Genomic DNA, 17,138 nt, shown 5'->3' with positions numbered 1-17,138 from the left:
ACGATATATTATTTAAGGAGGTTCCCATGGATTACATACATGGCGGGGATATTTATACATACAGAGGAATGACCGACTTTTCCGCAAATATCAATCCCTTCGGCCCGAGTGCGGCGGTGAAGGAGGCAGCATGCCGGGCGATGGATTCGGTCGGGGCTTATCCTGACAGCAGGTGCCGGGCACTCAGGGAGGCGCTGGCAAAGCAGCTGGGAGTGTCCGGGGAGAGGCTGGTATTCGGGAACGGGGCTGCGGATCTGATCTTCTCTCTCGTTTCCGCCGAAAGGCCGAAACAGGCCGTGCTGACAGCGCCTTCTTTTGCGGAATATGCGCAGGCGCTTGCCGCGTCGGGCTGCGGGATCAGATATTATTATCTCAGGGAGGAAGAGAGTTTCCGGCTTGGAGAGGAGTATCTTGATATGCTGACAGAGGATGTGGATCTGATTTTTCTCTGCGCACCGGATAATCCAACAGGCAATATGATAGAGCCGGATCTGCTGGAAAAGATTGCAGAAAAATGTGAGAGGCTGGGAATCCGGATGATACTGGATGAATGCTTTTACGAATTTCTGGATAATCAGGAACTGGTGTTCGCTCCCGAAAAAGTACGGAAGTACCGCAAGCTCTTTCTGCTCCGCGCATTTACAAAGATGCATGCCATGCCGGGACTGCGTCTGGGATACGGAATCTGTTCGGATGAGGAACTTATGGAAAAAATGGAACGGGTGAGACAGCCCTGGAGCGTGTCGGCTCCGGCCCAGGCGGCGGGAATTGCGGCTCTGAAGGAGGAAGAACGGGTAAAAACTACCAGAGCTTTTGTGAGTGAGGAACGGAAAATGATGGAAAAAGAATTTGAAAGAATAGGAGTCAGGTATTTTCCGTCCTCAGCAAATTATATGCTTCTGAAAAGCAGTTATGACTTATTTACACTGCTGAAAGAAAAAAAGATACTGATCAGGGACTGCAGCAATTACGAAGGATTGAAACAGGGATATTACAGGGTGGCCGTGAAAGGCAGGGAGGAGAACCGCCTGCTGATCCGCGCGCTGGAAGAGGTCTGCGGGCAGAAAGAAATACGGGATGCAGAAAGGATGGGAGAACAGTGGCAAAGGTAATTATGATCCAGGGAACAATGTCTAATGCAGGAAAAAGCATACTGGTGGGAGGGCTTTGCAGAGTCTTTCGGCAGGACGGGTACAAAACGGCCCCTTTTAAATCACAGAACATGGCGCTGAACTCCTATATTACAAAGGAAGGCCTGGAGATGGGCAGAGCACAGGTCATGCAGGCGGAAGCTGCGGGGATAGAGCCCTGCGTGGAGATGAACCCGATTCTTCTGAAACCGACCAATGACACGGGCTCCCAGGTGATTGTAAACGGTGAGGTAACCGGTGTGATGTCTGCGGCAGAGTACTACCGCCATAAAAAAGAGTATATTCCGGCTATTTTGGAGGCATATCACAAGCTGGAGGAACAATATGATATCATTGTGATCGAAGGCGCGGGAAGCCCGGCGGAGATCAACCTGAAGGACGATGATATCGTAAACATGGGAATGGCAAAGCTGGTGGATGCGCCGGTGCTGCTTGTAGGGGATATTGACAGGGGCGGTGTGTTTGCACAGATCGTGGGAACACTGGAGCTTCTGGACAAGGAGGAGCGGGATCGGATCAAAGGCACCGTGATCAATAAGTTCCGGGGGGACAAGGAAATTCTGCGCCCCGGCCTGGATATGCTGGAGGAAAGGACAAAGGTGCCGGTGCAGGGGGTGATTCCCTATTTTTACCTGGACATTGACGATGAGGACAGCCTGACGGAACGATTTGATAAAAAGGGAACCGTGGGGATACTGGATATCGCGGTGATCCGTACTCCCCGTATCTCGAATTTTACGGATTTCCTGGCGTTGGAATGCATAGAGGGCGTTTCGGTGAGATATGTAACCTCTGCGGGAGAATTCGGCAGCCCGGACGCCGTGATCGTGCCGGGCAGCAAGAATACCATCGAAGACCTGCTGTGGATGCGCCAGAACGGGCTGGAGGCTAAAGTGATCCGCCATGGAGCAGCGGGAAAACTGGTCTTCGGCATCTGCGGCGGCTACCAGATGCTCGGGGAAGAAATCGTGGATCCGCAGGGCATGGAACATCAGGGATCTGTAAAGGGGATGGGGCTGCTTCCCGTGAAAACTGTATTCGAGCCGCAGAAGACGAGAACCAGGGTCAGCGGGCAGTTCCGGAATCTGAGCGGCGCCCTGGAAGAATTGAACGGCGTAAAAATTGAGGGCTATGAAATCCATATGGGAACTACCAGTTTTATGGGGGATGAACAGCCGATCCTTACGTTGGAAGACGACGTTCAGGGAAAAGCGGTTAAGCTGGACGGTGCGGCGGCCGGGAGCGTGTGCGGCTGTTATGTGCACGGCGTTTTTGACCGGCCGGAGGCGGCCGGAGCGGTTGCAGCTGTGCTGCTGAAGCAGAAAGGACTGGATGCCGGGGCCGTCAAAGCGGTGGATCTGGCGGTATACAAGGAAGAACAGTATGATAAGCTGGCTGATATTATTCGGGAAAATATGGATATGAAGGCAATTTATGAGATCTTGGAGAAAGGAAACCATACATCATGAGCTCTGTCATTCGGATAGGAAGCCGGGAGAGCCGGCTGGCCGTCATTCAGGCGGAAATAGTGAAAGAACTGATACAGAAGAACCATCCTGAGATACAGGTCGAACTGGTTACGATGAAGACGACGGGTGATAAAATCCTGGATAAAAGCCTGGAACTGATCGGCGGCAAGGGATTATTTGTGAAAGAACTGGATAAAGCACTCTTAGAGGGAAGTATTGATATCTCTGTGCACAGCCTGAAGGATATGCCCATGGAGATACCAGAGGAGCTGCCCATTGCCGCATACAGCAGACGGATAGATCCAAGAGATGCGCTGATCTGCAGGCCGGGATGCAGCGGGGTTCCGGAAAACGGCGTCATTGGGACTTCCAGCAGAAGGCGCAGCCTGCAGCTTGGTAAACTGTATCCAGGATGTACTTTCCGCGGGATCCGGGGAAATGTCCAGACCCGTCTCCGCAAGCTGGAGGAAGAGGGCTATGACGGAACGATCCTGGCAGCGGCTGGGCTGAGACGTCTGAACATGGAGCATGTCATCGGACGGATATTCAGCACAGAAGAGATGGTTCCCGCAGCCGGCCAGGGAATTCTGGCCGTTCAGGGCAGGAAAGGGGAAGACCATTCCTTCCTGGATTGCGTGGAGAGCGCAAAGAGCAGGTTTGAAGCTCTTGCGGAACGCGAATTTGTAGCAGCCCTGGATGGCGGCTGCACTTCACCGGTAGCGGCGCACGCGGAGGCAAATGGCAGCGAACTGAAACTGACAGGTCTGTATTACCGCGAAGAGGATGATACTTACTGGACAGAGACAAGAATTGGTAATACGGCGGATGCCAGACAGCTTGGCGCAGCTCTGGCAGAAGACATGAGACGGAGGGATTGAGATGGAAAAGAGCGGAAAAGTCTGGCTGGCAGGCGCCGGCCCGGGGGATGCGGGACTTCTGACCGTGAGGGCGAAACAGCTGCTGGAAGAGGCGGATGTTATCGTATATGATGCGCTGATCAGCGCAGAGATTCTGAGCCAGATTCCGGATGAAAAGGAACTGATCCATGTGGGAAAGCGGTCCGGACACCACCTGGTCCCTCAGGAGGGGATCAATGAAATTCTGCTGGAGGAGGCCCAAAAAGGGAAAAAGGTGCTGCGGTTGAAAGGCGGCGACCCGTTTATATTCGGGCGGGGCGGCGAAGAGCTGGAGCTGCTGAAAGAAAACGGGATTCCTTTTGAGGTAGTCCCCGGCGTGACTTCTGCGGCAGCAGTACCTGCCTATGCGGGGATTCCGATTACCCACAGAGATTATACTTCTTCTTTCCATGTGATTACAGGACATCCGAGAAAGGATGGAACCAGCAGAATTGATTATCCTTCCCTCGTGGGGCTCGGGGGGACACTCGTATTTCTGATGGGAATTGCTTCCATGGAGACCATCCTAAAAGGTCTTATGGACGCGGGGATGAACGAAAATATGCCTGCGGCCGTACTGGAAAAAGGAACACTCGCTGCCCAGCGGCGGGTAGTCTCCACTGTGTCAGGACTGCCAAAAGCAGCAAAAGAAGCAGGAATCGGCACCCCGGCCATTATTCTGGTGGGCGAAGTCTGCGGTCTGGCAGATACCTTCCATTGGGCGGAAGACCGGGTGCTGGGGGGCAGGCAGATCCTCATCACGAGGCCCCGGCAGAACAGCTCCAGGCTGGCGGCAAGGCTGCGCGGACTGGGAGCACAGGTGATAGAATTGCCCTCGATCGTGACGGAGGCACTCTCCCCCAATCCGGTTCTGAAGGAGGCGCTGGAAAGGTTCGGAACCCGTGCCAAAGAAGAATGGCTTGTGTTTACAAGCCCCATCGGGGTAGAGGTCTTTTTCGGACAGCTGGCTGAAATGAAAACAGATTTGCGCAGCCTGTTTGGCAGGCCGGCAGCGATCAAGCTTGCTGCGATTGGAAGCGCTACCGAAAAGGCGCTTCAGGGATATGGCCTGTTCCCGGATCTGGTGCCGGAAGTCTACTGTGCTGCCAGTCTGGGGAAGGCGCTGGCAGAAGCGGCAGAACCGGGAAGCTGTGTGACTATAGTCCGGGCTAAGATTGGTTCCGAGGAACTGCTTCCGCCGTTAAGGGAGGCAGGACTTGAGGCAGAAGATATTGCGCTTTATGAGACGGTTTATAAGACGCACAGTCATATCCGGGAGAAAATCACCGGCCTCTTTGAAGAGGGTGGGATTGATGCAGTTACATTCACAAGCGCGTCCACGGTCCGCGGTTTTGTAAATGCCATGAAGCTTAAGGACTACAGTAGTTTACTGGCAGTCTGTATTGGAGAACAGACCGCAGCCGAGGCAGCAAAATACCACATGCAGATCCGGGTTTCCGAGAAGGCTTCCATAGACAGCCTGACAGATCTGCTGATAGAAGAATTGGCTTCAAAAGAGTTGTAAACCCGGAAGCACAGTAGTTACTATTCACGGGGCCGTGCACCACGCTGCACGGCATCCGAGCCAATAAAGTGATGGAGCCGGGCATCTGGCTCCTCGCCACAGGCGACTTTAAATGAGCAAGATGCCGTTACTATGCACGGCCCATAGGCCGTGCATAGTAACGCACAGTACGAAAGGAGGAAGTTCAAATGCTGAAATATACAGGCAAACGGATATTTATCGGTATCCTTTCTCTTTTCGTACTGGTAACAGCCGCGTTTTTTCTGACCCGCCTGATGCCGGGAAGCCCGTTTCAAAGCGGAAATGTGTCCGGTGATGTTCTGAAATCCATGGAGGAGGAGTACGGTCTGGACAAGCCCATGACGGAACAGTACAGGCTGTATCTGGGCAATCTTCTTCAGGGAGACCTGGGTGTCTCCTATAAGAAGCCGGGAGTGACTGTTGTGGAAGTGATCCGCCGTGCCTGGCCTATGACAGCGGCCCTTGGAGGTCTGGCAATCCTGGCGGCTGTGGTGTTCGGAACACTGCTTGGCATCTGGCAGGCATCTTCGGACAGAAAGGCCGTGAAAGGAGGAATATTTCTGGGGGCCATACTTGGAACCGGTATCCCCAACTTTGTCATAGCCCTGCTTCTGATGTTTTTCTTCGGGGTGAAGCTGAAACTCCTTCCCATTGCAGGCCTGACCGGCACGGAGAATTATATACTGCCTGTGATCTCGCTGGCAGTATATCCGACGGCGGTTATTGCCCGGATGATGCAGAATACATTCCGGGAGGAGATGCAGAAGGACTATGTCGTGCTGGCCAGGGCGAAAGGTTTGAAGCCGGGCAGGACGGCGCTTACCCATATATTGAAAAACGCCTGGATTCCGGTGTTGAATTATATCGGTCCTGCAGCGGCATTTTTGCTGACCGGAAGCTTTGTGGTTGAGAGTATATTTACCATACCGGGACTGGGACGGGAATTCGTGAATTCCATAGGAAACCGGGATTACACGCTGATCATGGGTCTGACCGTATTTATGGGAATCGTGGTGATCGGCATCAATCTGCTTACGGATCTGCTGTGTGCATGGCTGGATCCACGTGTAAGGAGGGCCTGCCGATGAAAAAGACGATTTACCAGAGACAGCCCTTAAGTGTCTGTCAGCCGGACAATTCTCCTGCAGGTTTCAAAAAAAAGTTAAATCCCTATGTGCTGACAGGCGGTATTCTGCTGGCTGCTCTTATTCTGCTGGCTCTTCTGGTACCTGCGCTGTCACCCTATTCCTATGAAACACAGAATGTGGAGATTCAAAACGCCGGTTCGTCCCTGCAGCATCTCTTTGGGACAGACAAATTCGGCAGGGATCTCTTCGTCAGAGTGTGGTACGGCACCAGAATCAGCCTGCTTGTGGGGGCTGGCAGCGCCCTGTTCTGCGGTGTAATCGGTATCCTCTACGGGAGCATCGCCGGATATGCAGGTCAGAAAACGGACATGCTCATGATGAGGCTTGCAGATATCATTGACGCCATCCCCTCCCTATTGTATGTCATACTTATTATGCTTGTTCTGGGAGCAAATGTGGGCAGTATCCTGCTCGGCATCTGCATATCCGGCTGGATTGACCTGGCCCGGATTGTCCGAGGCGAGGTCATGCGGCTGAAAGAACGGGAATTCTGTGTTGCGGCCAGGATGGCGGGAGCTGGAACCGTAAGAGTTCTGAGGAAGCATTTGCTGCCGAATGCGGCAGGGCCGGTGATCGTGAACATCACGTTTCAGATACCGAAGGCGATATTTACGGAGGCGTTCCTCAGCTTTGTGGGCGTGGGCATAGCTGCGCCGGTGGCGAGCCTGGGCACATTAATACAGGATGCCAGGAGCCAGATGCAGGTCTATCCGTCCCAGATGTTTTATCCGATTGCGGTGCTGTGTATTTTGATATTATCTGTAAATTTGATCGGGGCAGGGCTTGAGAGAGCGTCCCGCCTGGAAGAGGAAGGTTAACTGCAAATGAATGTATTGAGTGTACAGGATTTGAGCGTACAATTTCATGACAGACATGCAAATGGCGAGGCCGTGAGCAGTCTCAGCTTTGAGATCGGCCCGGGAGAGATCGTGGGGATTGTCGGAGAGTCGGGCTCGGGGAAGAGTACGGCTATGCAGGCAGTTCTGGGGCTGCTTCCCGAGCGTGCAGAGGTGATGTGCCAAAAAATGCTCCTGAACGGGGAAGAGATCGCGCCTCCTCCTTACCGGGAAGGCAGACCCAGGAAACAGGAACAAAAAGCCTATGAGAAAAAGATGCAGCAGATCCGCGGCAGCCAGATCGCTATGGTGTTCCAGGATCCGCTGTCCTATCTGAATCCCACGGTAAAGATCGGAAGGCAGATCACAGAAGCGGTGCGCGCGCACAATAAAAGCTGTACCCGTGCGCAGGCGAAGCAAAGAGCCGAAGAACTGCTGGATATGGCAGGGCTGCGGCGGCCGAGAGAGTGCCTGGATAAGTATCCTTTCGAGATGTCAGGGGGGATGCGCCAACGGGCGGCTATCGCCATAGCACTGGCATGTGCTCCGAAGCTTCTGATAGCCGATGAGCCTACCACGGCGCTGGATGTGACGGTTCAGGGGCAGATTCTTAAACTGCTGGCCCGGATTGCCGAGGAGACGGAGACCGCGGTTCTGCTGGTGAGCCATGATCTTGGCGTAATCGCATCGGTGTGCCGCCGTGTTCTGGTTATGAAGAACGGAAAAATGGTAGAGGAGGGTACCGTAGAGGAAATCTTTTATGATCCCCGGGAAGAATACACACGTCTGCTCATTGAGAGGGCCAACGGCCTCAGCGCTTTGACAAAGAAAAAAATATCCTCCGAGCCGCTGCTCACACTGAAGCATGTGACGAAATCCTATTCCGGAGGGGGAGGACAGGCAAAAGGGAATCAGCCAGAGGCCGTGCGCGACGTCTCCTTTGAGATTGATAAGGGAGAGACCTACGGCCTAGTCGGAGAGAGCGGGTGCGGGAAAACAACGGTCGCTAAAATGATAACCGGGGTACATGCTCCTTCGGAGGGCAAGGTAATTTACCGGGGAAAAGAGCTGGAGGGGATGTGCCGCCAGATCCAGATGGTGTTTCAAGATCCTTATGCGTCGCTGAATCCAAGGATGACAGTCCGGGAGACACTGGAGGAACCGCTGCTTTTGAACACGGCGGATCCTCCGGATGAGAGAAAAGAAAAGGTAGCGGATATCATGGAACTGGCCGGGCTGAATCCGGATGACGCAGGAAAATATCCGCGGGCTTTTTCCGGGGGACAGCGTCAGCGAATCGGGATCGCAAGGGCATTGATGCTAAGACCTGAGCTGATCGTCTGCGATGAGCCGGTTTCGGCGCTGGATGTTTCGATTCAGGAACAGATACTGGAACTGCTGGAAAAGATTCAGAGAGAAACCCAGGTTTCCTATCTGTTTATATCCCATGATTTGAACGTGGTAAAAAGAATCAGCCAGAGGATAGGGGTTATGTACGCCGGAAGTATTGTGGAATCCGGGGCGACACAATCCATCTACGAAGATCCCTGGCATCCTTACACGAAAGCTCTTCTGTCGGCGATACTGACCCCAGATCCGCGGACAGCCAGGAAGCGCCGGGGGATGGCGGCAGCAGGAGAACCAGGACAGAAGGCAGAGAGTGCAGGAGGCTGCCCGTTTGCACCTCGCTGCGGATATGCGATGGAGTGCTGCCATACAGGCCGGCCAAAAACGTACTGTTTTGGTGACAGGAAGGTAGCCTGTTTCCTGTATTCGGTGGAATATACGGGAAGAAGAAGCGGTGATTACAAGATGACTTCACAAATATAAGGAGAAAAGCATGAAAAAAATACTGAGTGTTATTGTGTCCGTGTCTTTACTAGCCACATTTGTACTGAGCGGATGTGGCAGCAAGGAGGAACCTGAGAAAGCAAAAGAAAGTAAGGAAATCGTGGTGGCTACGAACAGTGAGACTGGGGGACTGGATCCGGCGGGGATGATTGCTCTGACTTATCTGGCATATTCCGTGTCCGCACTGGACGAGCTGCTGACCTATAATGCCCAGGGCGAGATTGAATACCGGGCGGCAGAATCCTACGAGGTCAACGACGATTCCACGGTCTGGACCTTCCACCTGCGCAAAGAAGCGTCCTGGTCTGACGGAACCCCGGTGACATCTGCGGATTTTCTGAACACGATAGTCAGATCTCTGGATCCGAAAAGCGGTAATGGATATGCCAATTACCTGTTCCCTATAAAAAATGCAGAAGCCATTTACAACGGAGAAGCGGACGTGGACAGCCTGGGAGTGGAAACTCCGGATGACAATACCCTGATCTTTACACTGGAGAAGCCCTGTGTATACTTTTTGGATTTGCTGCGGCTTCCGGTCTATACGCCGTCCTGCACGAAATATGCGGATTCAGTGGACAGCGGGTGGGACAAGAGTCCGGCAACCAGCGTATCAAACGGCCCGTTTTATCTCACAGAATATGTGCCGGAGCAGTATTTTGTCCTGGAAAAGAATCCCAAATATTGGAATGCAGAACAGGTGAAGCTGGATAAAATCACCTACCGTTTCTTCGATGACACGCAGTCAATGGCAAATGCGTATGAGACCGGCGAGGTAGACGTTGCCCCGTCCCTCCAGTCCTCTGTTATGGAACTGTATGATGGAAAGGATGATCTGGTGATTACCGATACGATTGCCACCAGGTATATCTACCCGAACCTGAATGTAAAGCCGCTGGACGATGTGCGGGTGAGAAAGGCGATCAATCTCGCCATTAACCGGGAGGAGCTCTGCCAGATCGTGGGCGAAGACACAGAGCCTACCGTGAATTTTATCGCAAAGTATATGAAGGATAAAACCACCGGTGAATATTTTGTGGACGGTGCAGAACCTCCCTTCGAAGAAAATGTGGAAGAGGCCAGGCAACTGCTGGCAGAGGCCGGGTACCCGGATGGAGAGGGATTTCCGACGCTGACTTATAACTATCCGTCACTGGAAATGGATTCCGATACGGCCCAGGTTTTCAAAGAGCAGCTGAAAAAGAACCTGAACATTGATATTGAACTCAATGCCCAGGAATTGCAGGTAAACTATACAGAACGCCGTGCGGGCAATTTTGACCTGTGCAGAATGAACTGGACAGCGGATTTTGCGGATCCCTATACGTATCTGTCCATGCTGCTTTCTAACGGAACCTATAACTGCAGCGGCATTCAGGATGAAAGATATGACAGTCTGGTTGCACAGTCCGACACGGAGACAGATCCTCAGAAGCGGGCGTCTCTGATGCATGAAGCAGAGCAGCTGGCAGTAGGAGAAGAGTTCTATATCATCCCGTTGTTTTCCATGAAGAGCTGTAATCTTATCCGCCCGGAGATCACCGGGGTGACACAGATTCCGGCTACGGGGGCATTGGAATACCGGTATGCAGATATTGAGAAATAAGAAGAAGCAAGAAAGTATAAACAGTTCATACAGCAGAAAAGTGATACATCGTAAAAGTTCAGGTCTGCCTGAACTTTTACAAGACAGTGCAGGAAAGGGGGAGGGGGATGTTTTATGTAGTAACAGGAGGCAGCGGCAGCGGAAAGTCGGCCTTTGCAGAAGATTTGATCTGCCGGAATTATCACGTGCCCGGGTCAGATCACCCCGCAGGCAGCCTGCTCTATATCGCGACGATGGTTCCTTACGGGGAGGAAACCAGGAGCAAGATTCGGCGCCACCGTGACATGCGCATGAACAAAGGATTTTCCACAATAGAGTGCTATACGGGGCTGGGTGCGCTGACCGAAAAAGGAGGGCAGCTGTATGAAGATGCTTCAGATTCTTTGAAAAGTCAGGGAAAGCCCTGTGTCCTGCTTGAATGCATGTCTAATCTGGTGGCGAACGAGATGTATGAACCTGGAGGAGCCGGTAATGATGCGGTGGCAAGTGTGCTTGCAGGAATTGAAATGTTGAAGAATCGCTGCCGTCATCTGGTTGTAGTGACAAATGAAATTTGTTCGGAATCAACTGAGGATACCAGCGAGATGGCACTGTATAAGAAAATGCTTGCGGAGATTAACCGGGGAATGGCAGCAACAGCAGATGGAGTGGTGGAAGTAGTGTATGGGATGCCAGTCTTTGTAAAAGGACAGAATCCGGCCCGCAGGGAACAGGAGGAAAATGTCATGCAGAAAGGAACCAAAAAGCAGAAGAATACGTCCTCCGTATCCTTAAAAATGGTGATTGGCGGAGCTTTTCAGGGAAAACGTAAATTTGCAGAGCAGACCTATGGAAACATACAATGGGCGGACGGTGCAGACTGCCCTGAGGAGGCGCTGTACACTTGCGGCGGTATTTTCCATTTTGAAGAGTATATAAAAAGAAGAATGAAAAAAGGGGACAATCTGGACGGTCTGGTACATTCCATCGCAGAGCGCAGCCCGGGGCTGGTAGTTGTGTCACGGGAGATCGGATACGGTCTGGTCCCCGTCGATGCATTTGAAAGAGAATACAGAGAAAAAACGGGACGCATCTGCACGGAACTGGCTGCACTGGCATCCAGAGTAGACCGGGTCATATGTGGGATCGGAGTTCCGCTGAAAGGAGATAAACAGGCATGAATCATATAAATCTGGAAAAGGTACTGCCCGGAGAAATTGAGGCAAGAAGTTTTGAAATTATAACGGAAGAGTTGGGAGATACACCCTTGATTCCGGGAACGGAACAGATTGTAAAGCGATGTATCCATACAAGTGCAGATTTTGATTACGCAAAGAATCTGGTATTTTCGGACGGCGCCGTGGATCGTGCGCTGGAAGCCTTGAAAAATGGGGCATCCATCGTTACAGATACCCAGATGGGAAAAGCGGGAATCAATAAAAAGAGACTGGAAAAATATGGGGGGAAAGTCTACTGCTTTATGGCAGATGAGGATGTTGCAAGGTCTGCAAAGGAGAATGGCACTACCCGAGCTACGGCAAGTATGGAAAAAGCCGCAGCTCTCGATGAAAAGCTGATTTTTGCCATAGGCAATGCTCCCACTGCGCTGGTACATCTTTATGAGATGGTTCAGGAAAAGAGGCTGAATCCGGAGCTGATCATTGCAGTGCCGGTCGGGTTCGTGAACGTAGTGCAGTCTAAAGAACTGATACTTGCGCTGGAGGAAACTCCGTCCATTGTAGCCAGGGGCAGAAAGGGCGGAAGCAACATCGCAGCATGTATATGCAATGCACTGCTGTATATGCTGGACTGACAGTTGGTTAGAATAAAACGGTATATTCAATAATTGAAATAAGTGCGCACCGCAGCGTGCAGGTGGGGGTAAAAATGGAAAAAGCATATTTCCCATTATTTGTGGATCTGTCAGAGAAAAAGATCATCATTGCAGGCGGGGGAAAAATTGCGGCCAGGCGGGCTGCAGTGCTCACCCGTTTTGCGTCGGACATAACAGTCATAGCGCCAGAATTATCTGAAGCTATGGAAAACCTTGCGGCAGAGCAGAAGATCCGCTGCGAACGCCGCATGTACAAAGCCGGCGATATCAGTGGCGCCGACTTGGTCCTTGCTGCAACCAATGACAGTGTGCTGAATCACAGTATTGCCAGGGAATGCAGAGAACTTGAGCGTTCCTGCGGCAGAAGAATACTGCTCAGCGTAGCAGACGACAGGAGTCTCTGCGATTTTTATTTCCCGTCGGTGATCCAGAAAGATGAAATTGTAATCGGGATCAATTCCGGTGGAAACGATCCGGGAAAGGTGAAGAAGTTCCGGGAAGAGCTGGAGAAAAAAATGGAGTTATAGAAAGAAGGATAAGTAATGAGAACCATGGAATTCACGATTGAAAACATAGAGGCATTTCGTATAGGCCAGACCCTCGAGGTAACAGAGGGAAAGCTTCCGACATCTTATTTTTATACAATCGAACACGCGCTCGGCATGAGCGGAAACTTCAAAAATGCAGAACGATTGAAGACAAGAACAGGCACTGTCGTGGAGATAAAAGAGACTCCGCGGTTCCATGTGGCGGTATTGGAGTTTGACGAGTAGAGTATGGGGCAGGAAAAGGAAGAAAAGACAATTTTGCCGGTTGCATAGGCCATGTTGGTTTAAAAGAAATAGAAGCTGATATAACACTAAAGGCAAAAAAAATAATGGGATATATTTGAAAATATGTTACTATAAACAGGGGAGTTGAGTAGCAACGAAAATATTTATTAAACTGGAAAAATTACTTGCATTTGAAAATCAAACGATGTATAATATTTTTTGTGATGCAGATATAGTTCATTGGTAGAATGCCAGCTTCCCAAGCTGGAGAGGCGGGTTCGATTCCCGTTATCTGCTTTTTTATTTACCGACAAACTTCAATACAATTTTGCGGTAGCCAATACAGCGCGCATCCATTCAAGAGGGTGTGCGCCGTATTTTTTTTGCCTATATTCAAGAAGCGTATGCACACTCCCAATTTAAAATAACTAACCAGCGCTTGGTAAGCGCCACAGGCATTTCTATGGGGGAGTAGAGCGATAAATTATACGTTCCGCTACACCACGGCTCCAAAAAAGATACTGCTCAAATTTTTATAAATATTCCCAAACAAATTTTATACCTAACGTATTACAATAGCTTGTAATACGCATACAATAATGCTATAATAAAGACAGATAGAATACAGGAAGGAGATGATATCATGGCACAATCAACTATAACTGCACGAGTAGACGAAAAAGATAAAGCCAGCTTTGACGCCTTTTGCTCTAATGTCGGCCTAAATACCTCCACAGCCATCAATCTTTTTGTAAAAGCAGTTTTACGCGAAAACCGAATTCCATTTGAAATCACACAGGCCACCGATCCATTTTTTTCAGAATCAAATATGGCCTATGTAAAAAAATCCGTCAAGGAACTCCGAGAAGGTAAAGGAACGGCGCACGAACTGATCGAGGTAGAGGATGAGTGAAAAAATCTGGTCAGACGATGCCTGGAAAGACTATATCTATTGGCAGGCCCAGGACAGAAAAACAATAAAGCGTATCAATCAGCTCATAAAAGACATTGAGCGCAACGGCTGTATGGAGGGCATCGGAAAGCCTGAACCCTTAACCGGCGACCTACAAGGCGAATACAGCCGCCGCATCAACGATAAAGACCGGCTGGTCTATCATATGGAAAATGGCCGTATCTATATCGCGCATTGCAAAGGACATTACGGAGACAAATAGCTGCGAAGAATCCCCGCCCTTTCAAATACCCGCAGCCCACAGCAGGAGAATTGACGGGGGGGACTTCATGTCCGCTAATATGAGGAAATAAAAATTATTTCATCAAAACAGTCCCAAAGCCCCCATACATAAAAGCCTTAAAATCCATTTAATCAAGATGCATGATATGCATAGTCAATTCGATCCGCCTCCCCCGTCTCGGGCACCCACTCTGGGGACGAGTTCTTTACTACCGCCTGGCATACCCCATCCGCACCGAAACTAAAGATCATCGCTATTTCCCGATTTCCTAAACACAATCTTAATACAATTCAATTTAATTTTATCACCGCCTAAACGCGCCAAGTACTATGATAGAGATAAGAAAAGAGGGTGATAGTTATGTTGACGAATCTTATTTTAGGAATCATAGTAACAGCGGGAATGCTGTACGGCCTCTACTTGATGAGGGGCATTGATAATTTCATGGATGAGGAAAAGAAACTCCAGAAGAAAGACAGGAAGAAAGAATATGCAGTCATATTCGGTAAGAGCAGCGAGGAGGAAAAAATTGCAGGATGGTTTGAAAAAGCAGGTATCCGTCCGATTTATCTGGAAAGCATTTATATTGACAAGAACTGGAAGAAGGTAAACTATCTGGCCGCAGTCTCAGGATCCGATATTGATAACCTGTCGGTATGCAATCTGTTCCATAAAATGTACCCCGGCGTGCAGATGTTCAGCATATGTAATGAGAAAAGCAACATGAAGCTTTACAGGCAGTCACACATCAATGTATTTACAGAAAAAGAAGAACTGCTGCAGCGGCTGGAGCTGCTTGCAATGGAAAATGAGGTTGGTGCGGCATGAAACTGTTTACAAAACGACTGACCCAGACGCAGATGATTGTCTTGGGGTACTGTATTATCATTTTTCTGGGGGCAGGGCTCCTGATGCTGCCTGTATCAACGAAGGCAGGGGTATACACCCCCTTTACGGATGCGCTGTTTACCTCTACCTCTGCTGCATGCGTGACCGGACTGGTAATCGCGGATACTTTTCAGTACTGGTCCACATTCGGACAGTGTGTTATTCTGTGTATCATACAGATTGGCGGTCTGGGATTTATGACCATCGGCGTATGCTTCGCAATTCTCCTGCGGAGGAAGATTGGCCTCTGGACAAGAGGGACGCTCCAGGAGAGCGTCAATATTATGCAGGTGGGCGGAATTGTACGGCTGGCTAAAAAGATTATTGTCGGAACTGCGATATTTGAAGGAATGGGGGCTCTGATCCTGGCGGTCAGATTCAGCCGGGAGATGAGCCTGGGGAAAGCGGTATACTTTGGAGTCTTTCATTCCATATCCGCTTTCTGTAACGCCGGTTTTGATCTGATGGGGGAGAGCGGGGCATACTCTTCCTTTACTAAATATTATAATGACCCTGTTGTGAATCTGGTGATTATGAGTCTGATTGTCATTGGAGGAATCGGTTTTTTTGTCTGGAATGACATTTCGGTAAATAAGCTAAAGTTCCGTAAATACCGGCTGCACACTAAAATTGTACTTATATCAACAGCAATACTTATTTTCGGAGGAGCGGCGCTGCTCTTTTTCTTTGAAAAAAATAATACCATTGCCGGCATGCCTTTTGGGGATCAGGTGTTATGTTCACTGTTCGGATCAGTGACCGCAAGAACGGCCGGGTTCAATACAGTGGATACGGCTGCGCTTACCGACAGCAGCAAGCTTCTGACTACGATCCTGATGTTTATAGGAGGGAGCCCGGGGTCAACGGCGGGAGGCGTTAAGACAACCACATTTGTGGTACTCCTAATTTATGTACACGCCAATCTGCGGAAGGAAATGCACTGTAATATCCTGGGAAGACGGCTGGATGAGGATTCCATCAGGAAAGCCAGTGCGGTATTGTGCATCAATTTGTTCGCAGTGATCCTGGCGGTTCTGGTTATTGTAACTGTACAGCCAGCGGCAATGACGGATGTTGCATTCGAGGTGGTGTCGGCTATTGGAACAGTGGGAATGTCCACCGGTATTACAAGGGACATGGAGACTGTCTCTAAGCTGGTGTTGATTTTCCTGATGTACTGCGGAAGAATCGGCAGCATGACATTTGCCCTTTCTCTTAGAGGGCACAAAATAGAGGCGCCCGTGAAGGCGCCGGTAGAAAAGATAATGATAGGATAGGCAGAGGTGAATATTATGAAATCAGTATTGATTATTGGACTGGGCAGGCTGGGTCATCATTTGTGTGTTAATATGTCTCAGCTGGGCAATGAAGTGATGATTGTTGACAGAAATGAGGAATGCATGCAGGACCTTCTCCCTTACGCCACGATGGCAAAGGTGGGAGACTGTACAAATGAGGATGTGCTGAGGAGCCTTGGAATCGGGAATTTTGATATCTGTTTTGTATGTATTGGCTCTAATTTCCAGAGCAGCCTGGAGATAACCAGCCTGATCAAGGAAATGGGGGCAAAATATGTCGTTAGCAAGGCCAACAGAGATATTCACGCAAAGTTCCTCCTGCGTAACGGAGCGGACGAAGTCATTTACCCGGATCGGGATATTGCAGAACGGCTGGCTGTAAAACACAGCGCCAACCATGTATTTGACTATATCGAGCTGACGGAGGGGTATTCCATATTTGAGATTCCACCGGTCGAGGAGTGGGTAGGGAAGAGCATCCGCCAGCTGGCTATACGCTCTAAATACCACGTCAGTATTTTGGGTATCAAGAAGGACGGACATCTGCAGCTGCTTCCTCATGCGGAGCGGATTCTGAAAAGAGAGGATCATCTAATGGTGGTGGGGCTGAAAAAGGACATCGACAGAATCTTGGCAAATATCCGCTAAAGTGTTATGATAGTACGGA

The 17,138-nt window shown here is 50.2% G+C and carries 17 protein-coding genes and 1 tRNA gene; all 18 read left to right on the top strand.

Features of this window, described 5'->3' with window-relative positions; all coding sequences use genetic code 11:
- Positions 1–26 precede the first annotated feature (26 nt).
- The 18 genes from MWG26_RS13185 (at position 27) to MWG26_RS13100 (ending at position 17,119) form a co-directional block, all read left to right on the top strand.
- Positions 27–1,112 carry a pyridoxal phosphate-dependent aminotransferase gene (locus MWG26_RS13185; RefSeq protein WP_025657107.1) on the top strand — a complete coding sequence of 362 codons (1,086 nt, stop codon included), beginning with the start codon at positions 27–29 and terminating at the stop codon, positions 1,110–1,112.
- The gene (locus MWG26_RS13180; protein ID WP_117440777.1) at positions 1,100–2,620 is read left to right on the top strand and encodes a cobyric acid synthase; all 1,521 of its coding nucleotides are present in this window, start codon (positions 1,100–1,102) and stop codon (positions 2,618–2,620) included. Before MWG26_RS13185 ends, MWG26_RS13180 begins: the two co-directional genes overlap by 13 nt.
- A complete protein-coding gene (gene hemC, locus MWG26_RS13175) occupies positions 2,617–3,498 on the top strand; it encodes a hydroxymethylbilane synthase (RefSeq protein WP_025657108.1) in 882 nt (293 codons plus the stop codon). Before MWG26_RS13180 ends, hemC begins: the two co-directional genes overlap by 4 nt.
- A 1-nt stretch (position 3,499) precedes the next feature.
- Entirely contained in the window at positions 3,500–5,041 is a 1,542-nt protein-coding gene (gene cobA / locus MWG26_RS13170; RefSeq protein WP_025657109.1) for a uroporphyrinogen-III C-methyltransferase, read from the top strand.
- Positions 5,042–5,229: 188 nt separating this feature from the next.
- A complete protein-coding gene (locus MWG26_RS13165; protein WP_025657110.1) occupies positions 5,230–6,150 on the top strand; it encodes an ABC transporter permease in 921 nt (306 codons plus the stop codon).
- Positions 6,147–7,028 (top strand): ABC transporter permease, encoded by an 882-nt coding sequence (locus MWG26_RS13160; protein ID WP_240285772.1) that lies wholly within the window; start codon positions 6,147–6,149, stop codon positions 7,026–7,028. The genes MWG26_RS13165 and MWG26_RS13160 overlap by 4 nt, the downstream gene beginning before the upstream one ends.
- 6 nt (positions 7,029–7,034) lie before the next feature.
- Positions 7,035–8,876, top strand: coding sequence for an ABC transporter ATP-binding protein (locus MWG26_RS13155; protein ID WP_025657111.1), 1,842 nt, complete (start codon positions 7,035–7,037; stop codon positions 8,874–8,876).
- 10 nt (positions 8,877–8,886) lie between these two features.
- Positions 8,887–10,503: a peptide ABC transporter substrate-binding protein gene (locus tag MWG26_RS13150; protein ID WP_025657112.1), complete on the top strand. Its 1,617-nt coding sequence runs from the start codon at positions 8,887–8,889 to the stop codon at positions 10,501–10,503.
- A 107-nt stretch (positions 10,504–10,610) separates the two neighbouring features.
- The gene (locus tag MWG26_RS13145; RefSeq protein ID WP_025657113.1) at positions 10,611–11,663 is read left to right on the top strand and encodes a bifunctional adenosylcobinamide kinase/adenosylcobinamide-phosphate guanylyltransferase; all 1,053 of its coding nucleotides are present in this window, start codon (positions 10,611–10,613) and stop codon (positions 11,661–11,663) included.
- On the top strand, positions 11,660–12,295 hold the full coding sequence (locus MWG26_RS13140; protein WP_025657114.1) for a precorrin-8X methylmutase: 636 nt from the start codon (positions 11,660–11,662) through the stop codon (positions 12,293–12,295). The genes MWG26_RS13145 and MWG26_RS13140 overlap by 4 nt, the downstream gene beginning before the upstream one ends.
- Before the next feature lie 74 nt (positions 12,296–12,369).
- The gene (locus tag MWG26_RS13135) at positions 12,370–12,843 is read left to right on the top strand and encodes a precorrin-2 dehydrogenase/sirohydrochlorin ferrochelatase family protein (protein ID WP_025657115.1); all 474 of its coding nucleotides are present in this window, start codon (positions 12,370–12,372) and stop codon (positions 12,841–12,843) included.
- A 15-nt stretch (positions 12,844–12,858) separates the two neighbouring features.
- Positions 12,859–13,089 carry a hypothetical protein gene (locus MWG26_RS13130; protein ID WP_025657116.1) on the top strand — a complete coding sequence of 77 codons (231 nt, stop codon included), beginning with the start codon at positions 12,859–12,861 and terminating at the stop codon, positions 13,087–13,089.
- A 226-nt stretch (positions 13,090–13,315) separates the two neighbouring features.
- Positions 13,316–13,386, top strand: a tRNA-Gly gene (locus tag MWG26_RS13125).
- 346 nt (positions 13,387–13,732) lie between these two features.
- Positions 13,733–14,002: a type II toxin-antitoxin system RelB/DinJ family antitoxin gene (locus tag MWG26_RS13120; RefSeq protein WP_025657117.1), complete on the top strand. Its 270-nt coding sequence runs from the start codon at positions 13,733–13,735 to the stop codon at positions 14,000–14,002.
- The gene (locus tag MWG26_RS13115; protein WP_025657118.1) at positions 13,995–14,264 is read left to right on the top strand and encodes a Txe/YoeB family addiction module toxin; all 270 of its coding nucleotides are present in this window, start codon (positions 13,995–13,997) and stop codon (positions 14,262–14,264) included. The genes MWG26_RS13120 and MWG26_RS13115 overlap by 8 nt, the downstream gene beginning before the upstream one ends.
- 381 nt (positions 14,265–14,645) lie before the next feature.
- Positions 14,646–15,113 (top strand): hypothetical protein, encoded by a 468-nt coding sequence (locus tag MWG26_RS13110; protein ID WP_117440775.1) that lies wholly within the window; start codon positions 14,646–14,648, stop codon positions 15,111–15,113.
- The gene (locus MWG26_RS13105) at positions 15,110–16,450 is read left to right on the top strand and encodes a TrkH family potassium uptake protein (RefSeq protein WP_025657120.1); all 1,341 of its coding nucleotides are present in this window, start codon (positions 15,110–15,112) and stop codon (positions 16,448–16,450) included. The genes MWG26_RS13110 and MWG26_RS13105 overlap by 4 nt, the downstream gene beginning before the upstream one ends.
- Positions 16,451–16,465: 15 nt before the next feature.
- On the top strand, positions 16,466–17,119 hold the full coding sequence (locus MWG26_RS13100; RefSeq protein ID WP_025657121.1) for a potassium channel family protein: 654 nt from the start codon (positions 16,466–16,468) through the stop codon (positions 17,117–17,119).
- The last annotated feature ends 19 nt before the right edge of the window (positions 17,120–17,138 follow it).

The organism is Faecalicatena contorta, from assembly GCF_022835095.1.
GTDB classification, from domain to species: domain Bacteria; phylum Bacillota; class Clostridia; order Lachnospirales; family Lachnospiraceae; genus Faecalicatena; species Faecalicatena contorta.
The sequence above is the reverse complement of the archived record's forward strand: the minus strand, read 5'-3'. Positions and strand labels throughout refer to the sequence as shown.

Bases quoted from the DNA above. Each gene is read 5' to 3' on its own strand.
- MWG26_RS13135 (WP_025657115.1), top strand. From the start codon at position 12,370: ATGGAAAAAGCATATTTCCCATTATTTGTGGATCTGTCAGAGAAAAAG.
- MWG26_RS13185 (WP_025657107.1), top strand. From the start codon at position 27: ATGGATTACATACATGGCGGGGATATTTATACATACAGAGGAATGACC.
- MWG26_RS13120 (WP_025657117.1), top strand. From the start codon at position 13,733: ATGGCACAATCAACTATAACTGCACGAGTAGACGAAAAAGATAAAGCC.
- MWG26_RS13140 (WP_025657114.1), top strand. From the start codon at position 11,660: ATGAATCATATAAATCTGGAAAAGGTACTGCCCGGAGAAATTGAGGCA.
- MWG26_RS13130 (WP_025657116.1), top strand. From the start codon at position 12,859: ATGAGAACCATGGAATTCACGATTGAAAACATAGAGGCATTTCGTATA.
- MWG26_RS13145 (WP_025657113.1), top strand. From the start codon at position 10,611: ATGTTTTATGTAGTAACAGGAGGCAGCGGCAGCGGAAAGTCGGCCTTT.
- MWG26_RS13115 (WP_025657118.1), top strand. From the start codon at position 13,995: ATGAGTGAAAAAATCTGGTCAGACGATGCCTGGAAAGACTATATCTAT.
- MWG26_RS13110 (WP_117440775.1), top strand. From the start codon at position 14,646: ATGTTGACGAATCTTATTTTAGGAATCATAGTAACAGCGGGAATGCTG.
- MWG26_RS13160 (WP_240285772.1), top strand. From the start codon at position 6,147: ATGAAAAAGACGATTTACCAGAGACAGCCCTTAAGTGTCTGTCAGCCG.
- hemC (WP_025657108.1), top strand. From the start codon at position 2,617: ATGAGCTCTGTCATTCGGATAGGAAGCCGGGAGAGCCGGCTGGCCGTC.
- MWG26_RS13150 (WP_025657112.1), top strand. From the start codon at position 8,887: ATGAAAAAAATACTGAGTGTTATTGTGTCCGTGTCTTTACTAGCCACA.
- MWG26_RS13105 (WP_025657120.1), top strand. From the start codon at position 15,110: ATGAAACTGTTTACAAAACGACTGACCCAGACGCAGATGATTGTCTTG.
- MWG26_RS13100 (WP_025657121.1), top strand. From the start codon at position 16,466: ATGAAATCAGTATTGATTATTGGACTGGGCAGGCTGGGTCATCATTTG.
- MWG26_RS13155 (WP_025657111.1), top strand. From the start codon at position 7,035: ATGAATGTATTGAGTGTACAGGATTTGAGCGTACAATTTCATGACAGA.
- cobA (WP_025657109.1), top strand. From the start codon at position 3,500: ATGGAAAAGAGCGGAAAAGTCTGGCTGGCAGGCGCCGGCCCGGGGGAT.
- MWG26_RS13165 (WP_025657110.1), top strand. From the start codon at position 5,230: ATGCTGAAATATACAGGCAAACGGATATTTATCGGTATCCTTTCTCTT.